This window comes from Burkholderia sp. Ac-20392, assembly GCF_017104585.1.
GTDB classification, from domain to species: domain Bacteria; phylum Pseudomonadota; class Gammaproteobacteria; order Burkholderiales; family Burkholderiaceae; genus Burkholderia; species Burkholderia lata.
This window is the reverse complement of record NZ_JAAGPB010000320.1, coordinates 1-9,879: the sequence shown is the minus strand read 5'-3', so window position 1 is coordinate 9,879 and position 9,879 is coordinate 1. Positions and strand designations below refer to the sequence as shown.

Annotated in this window: 10 protein-coding genes and 1 pseudogene; 9 read left to right on the top strand and 2 right to left on the bottom strand. The window is 66.6% G+C overall.

From position 1 onward, the window contains the following. A pseudogene (locus G3N99_RS27320) lies at positions 1–273 on the bottom strand (amidohydrolase); the annotation flags it as partial. A 115-nt stretch (positions 274–388) separates the two neighbouring features. Here G3N99_RS27320 and G3N99_RS27315 point away from each other — a divergent pair. The 9 genes from G3N99_RS27315 to G3N99_RS27275 all read left to right on the top strand — a co-directional run bounded on the left by G3N99_RS27315 (position 389) and on the right by G3N99_RS27275 (position 8,291). Then, a complete protein-coding gene (locus tag G3N99_RS27315; RefSeq protein WP_206123952.1) occupies positions 389–1,348 on the top strand; it encodes a LysR substrate-binding domain-containing protein in 960 nt (319 codons plus the stop codon). Positions 1,349–1,514: 166 nt separating this feature from the next. Beyond that, on the top strand, positions 1,515–1,805 hold the full coding sequence (locus tag G3N99_RS27310) for a co-chaperone GroES (protein ID WP_011356207.1): 291 nt from the start codon (positions 1,515–1,517) through the stop codon (positions 1,803–1,805). A gap of 12 nt (positions 1,806–1,817) precedes the next feature. Next, positions 1,818–3,458 carry a chaperonin GroEL gene (gene groL / locus G3N99_RS27305; protein ID WP_011356208.1) on the top strand — a complete coding sequence of 547 codons (1,641 nt, stop codon included), beginning with the start codon at positions 1,818–1,820 and terminating at the stop codon, positions 3,456–3,458. Positions 3,459–3,643: 185 nt separating this feature from the next. After that, positions 3,644–4,258, top strand: a complete 615-nt coding sequence (locus tag G3N99_RS27300; RefSeq protein WP_206123951.1) for a LysE family transporter — start codon at positions 3,644–3,646, stop codon at positions 4,256–4,258. Between the two features lie 46 nt (positions 4,259–4,304). Then, entirely contained in the window at positions 4,305–5,597 is a 1,293-nt protein-coding gene (locus G3N99_RS27295; RefSeq protein ID WP_206123950.1) for a hypothetical protein, read from the top strand. A gap of 443 nt (positions 5,598–6,040) precedes the next feature. After that, entirely contained in the window at positions 6,041–6,412 is a 372-nt protein-coding gene (locus G3N99_RS27290) for a DUF6697 family protein (protein WP_039354345.1), read from the top strand. A gap of 58 nt (positions 6,413–6,470) precedes the next feature. Continuing rightward, complete coding sequence (locus tag G3N99_RS27285; protein ID WP_241011875.1) at positions 6,471–6,689, top strand: hypothetical protein; 219 nt, start codon at positions 6,471–6,473, stop codon at positions 6,687–6,689. 139 nt (positions 6,690–6,828) lie between these two features. Next, entirely contained in the window at positions 6,829–7,350 is a 522-nt protein-coding gene (locus G3N99_RS27280; protein ID WP_206123949.1) for a PTS sugar transporter subunit IIA, read from the top strand. 47 nt (positions 7,351–7,397) lie between these two features. After that, positions 7,398–8,291, top strand: coding sequence for an acetylglutamate kinase (locus G3N99_RS27275; protein ID WP_206123948.1), 894 nt, complete (start codon positions 7,398–7,400; stop codon positions 8,289–8,291). A 60-nt stretch (positions 8,292–8,351) separates the two neighbouring features. Here the strand turns inward: G3N99_RS27275 and G3N99_RS27270 are convergent. Then, the coding region (locus G3N99_RS27270; protein ID WP_206123947.1) for a family 2A encapsulin nanocompartment cargo protein cysteine desulfurase at positions 8,352–9,879 on the bottom strand (1,528 nt) is incomplete at its 5' end.

Here is a 9,879-nt window from a genome sequence, read left to right as displayed (position 1 = left end):
GATCGGCAGCGCGTCCATGTCCGCGCGCAGCCCGAGCCGATTGCCGGGGCCGCGCGTCAAGGTGCCGACCACGCCGGTGCCGCCGAGGCCGCGCGTCACCCGATAACCCCACGTTGTCAGCAAGTCGGCCACGAGATCGCTCGTCGCGTGTTCCTCGAAGCCAAGCTCCGGATGTGCGTGCAGCCGGCGGCGCAGCGCAATCATCTCCGCCTCGATAGCCGCCATTTCCGGCTGGATGTGTTTGTGGTCCAACCCCGATTCTCCTCGATGCATTCCGGTTGCCGATCGCCCGAATGACCGATCGTGGCCGCATCGTAGGCAGCGAAAATCCCGGCGAACAGCCGCGGTTTCGTTATGATGACAACCTTTCGTTGTCGGGTATCGCACCATGAGCACGATCAAGCTGCATCAGCTGCAGGCGCTCGTCGCGAGCGCGGAGGCCGGCAGCATCCGCGGCGCGGCACGCACGCTCGGGCTGTCGCAGGCGGCCGTCACACGCGCGCTGCGCGAGCTGGAGGCCAGTGAACGCCTGCCGCTGCTGGTCCGCGCGCCGGAAGGGATCGGCTTCACCGAATACGGCAAGACGCTGCTCACGCACGCGAAGCTCGTGCTGAAGCAGCTCGAACACGCGCAGAGCGATCTCGAACGCATGCGCGGCCGCGTCGAGGGCCGGTTGAGCATCGGCGTCACGCCGTGGCTCACGATGACCTTCCTCGCCGAAGCGGTGCTGCGTTTTCGTGCGCAGATGCCCGACGTGCGCCTCGAACTCTACGAAGCGCTGATGGCCGTCGCGCAGCCGCTGTTGCGCGACGGCAGCATGGATTTCGCGCTCGGGCACGTGCAACCGGGCGGCACGCAGGAATTCGCGTTCGAGCCGATGCTGCGCTACGAGACAGCGGTGATGGTGCGCGCCGGCCATCCGCTCGAACACGCGCGGTCGATCCACGACCTGGTCGACCACGACTGGGTATTGAATTTCGCGGCCGACGGACAGGCCGCGCTCGTCGATTACCTGTTCACGCGCCACGGCGCCGACATCGACGAGCGGCGCATCGTGCGCGCGCAGTCGGTGGCGATGCTGCAGACGATGCTCGAGCAGGCCGACATGTGCACGTGGTGCCCGACGATCCTCGCGGCCGTGCCGTCGTTCGGCGAACGGATGCGTGCGTTGCAGTTGAACGAGACCTTCGAGCCGCGCGACCTCGGGATCGTCACGCGGCGCAGCAGCACGCTCAGCGACGCCGCGCGCTGCTTCATCGACTGCCTGCTGCACGTGATCCGCCGGCACGCGCGATCGGCACGCAAGGCGGATCTCGCGCTGTTCAGGACGTTGTCGCTGTTGATCTGACGCGCGGCCCTACCCGTCTTTCGTCTTTCGTCCAAAGCGCATCCGCGAAAATGCATTTCCGAATCCGTTATTGGATCGCGCCGCCGCGCATTTTTATACTCGTCAGCACTCTCTGCAAAAGAGTGCCAGCCAATTTCGACAGAACAGATCAGCACAGGACGAACCAATGAGCCTACGCCCCTTGCACGACCGCGTGATCGTGAAGCGACTCGACCAGGAAACCACCACCGCGTCGGGCATCGTGATCCCCGACAGCGCCGCGGAAAAGCCCGACCAGGGTGAAGTGATCGCCGTCGGCCCCGGCCGCAAGGATGCGGACGGCCAGCGCATCGTGCCCGACCTGCAGGTCGGCGAGCGCGTGCTGTTCGGCAAGTACGCGGGTCAGGCCGTCAAGGTGGACGGCAACGAGTTTCTCGTGCTGCGCGAGGAAGACATCGTCGCGGTCGTCAATCAATAACGGAGCGCAATCATGGCAGCGAAGGAAATCATTTTCAGCGACGTCGCACGGGCCAAGCTGACGGAAGGCGTGAACATTCTCGCGAACGCGGTGAAGGTCACGCTCGGGCCGAAGGGCCGCAACGTCGTGCTCGAACGCAGCTTCGGCGCGCCCGTCGTCACGAAGGACGGCGTGTCGGTCGCGAAGGAAATCGAACTCGCGGACAAGCTGCAGAACATCGGCGCGCAGCTCGTGAAGGAAGTCGCGTCGCGCACCAGCGACGCCGCCGGCGACGGCACCACGACGGCCACCGTGCTCGCACAGGCGATCGTCCGCGAAGGCCAGAAATACGTCGCGGCCGGGCTCAACCCGCTCGACCTGAAGCGCGGCATCGACAAGGCCGTCGCAGCGGCCGTCGACGAGCTGAAGAAGATCAGCCGGCCGACCACCACGAGCAAGGAAATCGCGCAGGTCGCGACGATCTCCGCGAACGGCGAGGAATCGATCGGCCAGCGCATCGCGGAGGCAATCGACCGCGTCGGCAAGGAAGGCGTGATCACCGTCGAGGACGGCAAGTCGCTCGCGGACGAACTCGACGTCGTCGAAGGGCTGCAGTTCGATCGCGGCTACCTGTCGCCGTACTTCATCAACAATCCCGACAAGCAGATCGCCGAGATCGAAAGCCCGTACATCCTGCTGCACGACAAGAAGATCTCGAACATCCGCGACCTGCTGCCGGTGCTCGAACAGGTCGCGAAGTCGGGCCGGCCGCTGCTGATCATCGCCGAGGATGTCGAAGGCGAAGCGCTCGCGACGCTGGTCGTGAACAACATCCGCGGGATCCTGAAGACGGTCGCCGTGAAGGCGCCGGGCTTCGGCGACCGCCGCAAGGCGCTGCTCGAGGACATCGCGATCCTCACCGGCGGACAGGTGATCGCCGAGGAAACGGGCCTGACGCTCGAGAAAGCGACGCTGGCCGAACTCGGCCAGGCGAAGCGCATCGAGGTCGGCAAGGAAAACACGACCGTGATCGACGGCGCGGGCGATGCGAAGAACATCGAAGCGCGCGTGAAGCAGATCCGCGTGCAGATCGACGAAGCGACGTCGGACTACGACCGTGAAAAGCTGCAGGAACGCGTCGCGAAGCTCGCGGGCGGTGTCGCGGTGATCAAGGTCGGCGGTGCCACCGAGATCGAAGTGAAGGAGAAGAAGGACCGCGTCGACGACGCGCTGCACGCGACGCGTGCCGCCGTCGAGGAAGGCATCGTGCCGGGCGGCGGCGTCGCGCTGATCCGCGTGCGTCAGGCGATCCGCGAGTTGCAGGGCGTGAACGCCGACCAGAATGCGGGCATCAAGATCGTGCTGCGCGCGCTCGAGGAACCGCTGCGCCAGATCGTCACGAACGCGGGCGAGGAAGCGAGCGTCGTCGTGGCGAAGGTGGCCGAAGGCTCGGGCAACTTCGGGTACAACGCGCAGACGGGCGTATACGGCGACCTCGTCGAATCGGGCGTGCTCGATCCGACCAAGGTCACGCGCACGGCGCTGCAGAACGCGGCGTCGGTCGCGGGGCTGCTGCTGACGACCGATGCGACCGTGTTCGAAGCACCGAAGGATGCGGCGCCGACGGCGGCGCCGGGCGGCCCGGGTGCGGGTGGGCCCGGGTTCGATTTCTGACGATGTGACGCGGGTGCCGTGTGCCGGTTCGCCGGCATGCGCGCGACCTTGCAGACTCCCCCTGCGCGTGGCGATGAAAGTCGTCACGCGTTTTTTTCATTGGATCGACGAAACCGGGCCGTGGCAGGCTCGTGACCGCGCTCGGGTAAGATGAAAGCCCGTCCCGCCGTGCCGCCCTCCACGCCATGTCGACCACCGTCACCACCTTGCTGCCGCTCGCCGGCGTCCTCTTGCTGAGCGTCGCCAGCCCCGGGCCGAACTTCGTGATCGTCACGTCGACCGCGGTCGCATCGCGCCGCGCTGGCGTGATGACGGGCCTCGGCCTGGCCGCCGCATCCGGCACGTGGGCGGCGATCGCGATCGCCGGACTCAGCCTGCTCGTCACGCATGTCGCATGGGTGCACACGGCGCTGCGGCTGGCGGGCGCCGCCTACCTGATCTGGCTCGGCCTGAAAATGATCGTGACCGCGCGCAAGCCGCTGCCCGTCGCCGCGCCGGCCACCGCGTCCGACTGGCACGCCGCGAAGAAGGGCTACGTCGTCAGCATGACGAATCCGAAATCGGTCGCGTTCTACGGGAGCATCTTCGCGCTGATGGTGCCGGCCCACGCGCCGGCCTGGCTCGATCTCGCGGTCGTCACGCTGTCGGTGGCGATCTCGGCCGCGTGGTATTGCACGATGGCGTTGCTCGCCTCGCACCCGTCGGTGCGCGGGCTGCTGGTTCGACGCAAGGCCGTGCTCGATACAACGGCGGGCCTGCTGCTGATGGGGGTCGGAGGAAGGATGCTCGCCGGACGTTGATCCACTCAGCGTCCGCTCACGCCTCGAACCCTCACCGTTCCCCACCATGCCGACCATACAAGCCATTCTCGACGACTACGAACGCCTCGGCTGGACCAACAACGATCCGATGTCGCAGATGCTGGCACTGCGACGCGACAACCCGGCTGCGCTCGCCGACCTCGTGATCGCGTCGTTCGATCGCGCGTTGCCGCATGCGACGTTCCTCGATGCCGCGCTCGACCTGATGGACGACACCGCTCTCGAGAAAGTCGCCGCCGAAGCGTGGCAAGACGTCCGCAACGGCGCGTGGAACGAACGGCTCGCGAGCGTGTTGTCGAGCGTGGCAACGCAGATGCCGCAGGTGTTTTCCGGTCACTGGGACATGCTCGTCGACATTTACGCCACGAAGCAGTCGCCGCGCCTGTACGTCGAGGACAACGTGTGGCGGATGCTCGATCCGGCGACGGTCGAAAGATGGCGCGGCCGGCTTGCCGACGTCCCTTCCGGTAACAAGGCAGCGCATGCACGCGCCGTCGCGCTGCTCCATTCGCGACAGCCCGCAGCCGTTCGCGACGCGGCAGCGTGGTTGTTTCCGGACGATCCCGGGGCGCGCGCCAACTGGCTCATGTCCGCCGGCTACGCTCAGGAACACGACACATTGCGCGCGTTGCACGGCGAAACGCCGCTGCATATCGACTTCGGACCGACGCTGGGCGCGCCGATACGCCGCGCCCAGCCGAAGTGGAACCGCGAGATTCTCGCGCATCACCCAACCTGGCACGCGCGCGGCTCGCATCGATTAGGCGCGCGCTTTGGCGGCGTGTCGTCGCATCGATGCGGCCTGTGTCACGCGCCGCTGCATCGGTTGCTGACACTGCCGCAACCCGCCGCCGCAGGCATCGACAGCTCAACGCCCGTGTCGTTCGACACCTGCCTGTCGTGTGTCGGCTGGGAGAGCGACGGCCCGATGTTCCACCGCCATGACGACGCCGGCAACGCCTGCGCGCACCCATCCCAGCAACGCGACACCGCGATCCAGCCGGACTATCCGGCGGCCCCATTCCTGGAGGCGGACGTTGCGCTTTTCGCTGCGCCCGCACGCTGGACGCGGCAGGAATGGGGCCTGTCGAACAGCCGGCAGAACCTGAGCCGCGTCGGCGGCGCACCGTCGTGGGTCCAGTCCGCGTGGTATCCCGACTGTCCGGATTGCGGCCGCAAGATGTCGTTCGTGATGCAGCTCGATTCCAACCTTCCGCAAACGGACGGCGGCGAATGGCTGTGGGGCAGCGGCGGCGCGAACTACACGTTCTGGTGCGCGCCGTGCCGCACCAGCGCGCATCTCTGGCAGTGCACGTAGTACACCGCGCGATCCCGCACGGGTCGCGCAACCTTTACGACCTTTTTACTTGCGCCCGCGCATGCGTTCACTAGAATGTGTTCGCAACCAATCCCTCACCGAGTACGCACATGCGCATCCGAAGTCCTCGCCCTCCGAGTTGCTTTTCTGCCTGACAGGCAGGACGCCTGCGTCTCTCTTTTCCCGAGCCACCGTCCTGCCAGCAGACGGACGGTGCGCGCCGTAGTCCTTCCCGTGCACGCTTGAACATGACGTCGATGCGTTAGCCGCGCATCGCGCAATGCGAGCGTGTTCGCGCGGAAATTCCCGTATCACGACGCGCCGTCGATCCGCCGCCCCGGCAACGATCGATCGCCATGCCTGGCACCCCGCATGCCGATCCCGTCGCATTACTTTGCATACCTGATTTAACCAACGGAAGTTTCCGATACCGGAGCCCGATCATGTTCGAGATCGACAAGCAGTACACCCGTGAATTCATCCACACCGCGTGCGGCGGCAGCAAACAGGCGTTCCTGCCGACGAAGAACGGCAAGGTCGTGGCCGCCTGCCTGCGCACGGACCTCAACCCGCACGCGCCCGACGTGATCCTCTGCGACGGCAGCGCGTCCGCACGAGCGGCCGGCAGGACGCTCGCCGCGCAACGCGATGCGATTCCGGTATTCATTCGCATGGCCACGGACGCGTACCGCTTCGTCGGCCAGTACGTCGTCAGCGAATCGCTCACCGCGCCGCTCGACTGCGCGCCTTACGTGCGCAACAGCAGCTTCACGCCGGGGCAGATCTCGCGCGTGCTCAAGCTCAAGCGCTGCTGACCCGCCTGGCAGGCGCGCGGCGCGCCCTGTCCCGGTCAACTTTCATACAGGAGCAATCATGCTTGGCCTGACGTTCTGGAAACACGTGATCGGTGCGCGGACCGATGCAATCCGCGATGACAGGGCGGCTGCACACAACCGGCACCGACGGGTGTCGAGAACGCTCGTGCTGACCAGCGCCGCGGTGGCGTTCGCGGCGATCGCGTTCGGTGCACCCGTCGTCGGCATTTCGGTGTTCCTGCTGACGACGCTGCCGTTCGTGCTGTCGGGTACCTGAAGGCGTGCGTATCGAGCGCGTCGCGCGCGCCGCGACGCAATCGATACACAATTTTAATGCCGGGCCCGCGCGTATCTAACACTGTCTTTACGCGCTTTTGTCTAGGATTTCCCTGTCATCCCGACACGGAGAGATCCGCATGCAAACGCAGCAGGCCGCCGCTGGCGGCCAAACCGACCTTCCCTACCGACGCGGCGGCGCACCGTTCGCGACCCGGCTGGCCGACGCCTGCCCGCCGGACCACATCCTGCTCGACGTACCGGTCGAAAGCGCGATCCAGTTATTCGACCTCGTCGCGCGATCTATCGAGCGCAGCAGTAGTGTCGCCGCGGAACGGATCCGGGCCGAACTGATCAAGCGCGAGCAACTCGGCTCGACCGGCCTCGGCCAGGGCGTCGCGATTCCGCATGCGCGCGTCGACGGCCTTCGCTCGGCCATCGCGCTGTTCGTTCGCGCGCAGTATCCGTTCATCTTCAACGCACCGGACCGCAAGCCCGTGCGTGAGTTCATCGTGCTCGTCCTCCCGAAAGAAGACGACCGCGCGCATCTCGAACTGCTCGCCGACGCGGCGCGGTGTTTCAGCGACCGCACGTTCCGGCAGGCATCGCGCGACGCGCAGACGCCGGACGAGATTCACCAACTGATGCAACACACGCATTGATGCCGCGCAGCGCGGCAACACGCTCCCCTTCATCCATTCGGCTTCCCATGTTCCCAGACCCTGAAAGTCCCACCCTGACGTCCCGCCGCATAGCCGGCCTGGCGCGCTCGCTGCCATTCATGCAGGCCCTGCACGGGCAGACCGTCGTCATCGTCGACGGTGGCGCCGCGAGCGATACGCGCGCCCGCCAGGCGTTCGCGCAGGATGTCGCGCTGCTCGCACTCACCGGCGTTCGTCCGATCGTCGTCCAGGGTGTGCCGGCCGCCTCCGGTACGCAATCGATTCACGCCGTTCACGCGGCGATGGCGGGTGTCAATCATGAATTGGTGCGCCTGATCGGCAGTCACGGCGCCAAGGCGATCGGCATCGACGGTCACGACGGCGGCCTGCTGGTGGCGAGCACGGATTCCGACCGCACCGGCACGAGCGCGGTCGCCCGGTTCGACGGCGCCGCGCTGAACGCGTTTCTCGAGAACGGGCTGGTGCCCGTCGTGATGCCGGTCGCCCCGGACGACGCAGGCCACGATCACCTGCTGCGCGCGGAACGGCTCGGCAGCCTCTTCGCACAACGCATGGGTGCCGTCACGCTGGTGATGATGGTCGAAGGCGCGCTGCTGCGCGAACTCGGCGAACTCGCCGGTCTGTACGGCATCACCGAACTCGAGCAATGGCTGGCCGAACACCCGGCCGCCACCGCGGCGCCCTGCGTGCGGGACGCGCTCGATGCGCTCGCACACGGCGTGCAGAACGTCCATCTCGCCGATATCGGGCAACCCGAATCGCTGATCGACGAACTGCTCACGGAGGAAGGATCGGGCGTGGTGTTCTGCCGTCGCGGCAACACCGACCTGCTGTCGGAAACCCGCCGTTACTTCGCGGATTCGGCGAGCGTGCTGCGCGACGGCTTCAGCGTCGAACAGAAGCAGGTCGTGCGGTTCTGACTTTTTTGTCGTGATAAATCGCTTGCGGCGACCCACCCGGGCCGCCGCAAGCGAACAACGTCAACGCCGCGTCGCGAGACGCCGCACGACACTCACCAGCGCATCGACTTCGTCGCACGTGTTGTAGAACGCGAGCGACGGCCGCACCGTTGCCTCGAGCCCGAAACGGCGCAGGATCGGCTGTGCGCAGTGATGCCCCGAGCGTACCGCGATGCCCTCTTCGTTCAGCGCCTGACCGACTTCCTCGGTCTCATAGCCCTTCAGCACGAACGACAGCACGCTCGCCTTGTCGCGCGCGGTGCCGACGAGCCGCACGCCCGGCACCGGCGCGAGGACGCTCGTCGCATACGCGAGCAGGTCGTGCTCGTAGCGCGCGATGTTCTCGATGCCGACCCGGCTCACATAGTCGAGCGCAGCACCCAGCCCGACCGCATCCGCGATGTTGCCGGTGCCGGCCTCGAACCGGTTCGGCGGCGGCTGGAACACCGTGCGCTCGAACGTCACGTCCGCGATCATGTTGCCGCCGCCCTGCCACGGCGGCATGTCGTCGAGGATCGCGCGCTTGCCGTACACGACGCCGATCCCGGTCGGCCCGTAGATCTTGTGACCGGAGAACACGAAGAAATCCGCATCGAGCGCCTGCACATCCACGCGCAGGTGCGAGATCGACTGCGCGCCGTCGACGAGCGCCTTCGCACCCGCACGATGCGCGAGATCGACGATCTCCTTCACCGGCACGACCGTGCCGAGCGCGTTCGACACCTGCGTGACGGACACGATCTTCGTGCGGTCGTTGAGCAGCTTCCGGTATTCGTCGAGCAGCACCTGCCCCGAATCGTCGACCGGAATCACGCGCAGCTTCGCGCCCTTGAGCGCGGCAAGCTGCTGCCACGGCACGATGTTCGCGTGATGCTCGAGATGCGACACGATGATCTCGTCGCCTTCGCCGACGTTCTGCACGCCCCACGTCTTCGCGATCAGGTTGATCGCCTCGGTCGTGCCGCGCACGAACACGATTTCATCGGGCGACGATGCGCCGATGAAACGCCGCACGGTGTCCCGCGCATGCTCGTACGCGTCCGTCGCGCGGCCGGCCAGTGCATGCGCGGCGCGGTGGATGTTCGAGTTCTCGTGCGCATAGAAGTACGCGAGCCGATCGATCACGGCCTGCGGCTTGTGCGTCGTCGCCGCATTGTCGAACCACACGAGCTGCTTGCCGTTCACGCGCTCCTGCAGGATCGGGAAATCGCGGCGGATCGCGTTCACGTCGAACGGCGGGTGCGCGCCGCGATGCAACTGGCCTTGCGGCCCGGCTGCGTGCGCATCGTCGATGAAGTAGCGCGGCGCGTCGGCGCCCGATGCTCGCGACACCGGTACGTCACGATGCACGGCGAGCAGTTCGCGCAGCGCATCGTCACCCGGCAGCCCGAACGCTTCCGGCGATGCGAGGCCGTTCGACGGCACGACGATGTCCTGCGGCGTCGCCTGCCAGCCCTGCAGCGAACCGTCGGTGAAGTAGTACGGCGATGCCTTCGCCGCGCCTTCCGGTGCCGGCGCATTCACTTGCGGCACACCGAGCGCCGCGCCA

Coding starts and splice junctions, on each gene's coding strand:
- G3N99_RS27315 (WP_206123952.1), top strand. CDS start 389: ATGAGCACGATCAAGCTGCATCAGCTGCAGGCGCTCGTCGCGAGCGCG.
- G3N99_RS27295 (WP_206123950.1), top strand. CDS start 4,305: ATGCCGACCATACAAGCCATTCTCGACGACTACGAACGCCTCGGCTGG.
- G3N99_RS27310 (WP_011356207.1), top strand. CDS start 1,515: ATGAGCCTACGCCCCTTGCACGACCGCGTGATCGTGAAGCGACTCGAC.
- G3N99_RS27285 (WP_241011875.1), top strand. CDS start 6,471: ATGCTTGGCCTGACGTTCTGGAAACACGTGATCGGTGCGCGGACCGAT.
- G3N99_RS27275 (WP_206123948.1), top strand. CDS start 7,398: ATGTTCCCAGACCCTGAAAGTCCCACCCTGACGTCCCGCCGCATAGCC.
- G3N99_RS27280 (WP_206123949.1), top strand. CDS start 6,829: ATGCAAACGCAGCAGGCCGCCGCTGGCGGCCAAACCGACCTTCCCTAC.
- groL (WP_011356208.1), top strand. CDS start 1,818: ATGGCAGCGAAGGAAATCATTTTCAGCGACGTCGCACGGGCCAAGCTG.
- G3N99_RS27290 (WP_039354345.1), top strand. CDS start 6,041: ATGTTCGAGATCGACAAGCAGTACACCCGTGAATTCATCCACACCGCG.
- G3N99_RS27300 (WP_206123951.1), top strand. CDS start 3,644: ATGTCGACCACCGTCACCACCTTGCTGCCGCTCGCCGGCGTCCTCTTG.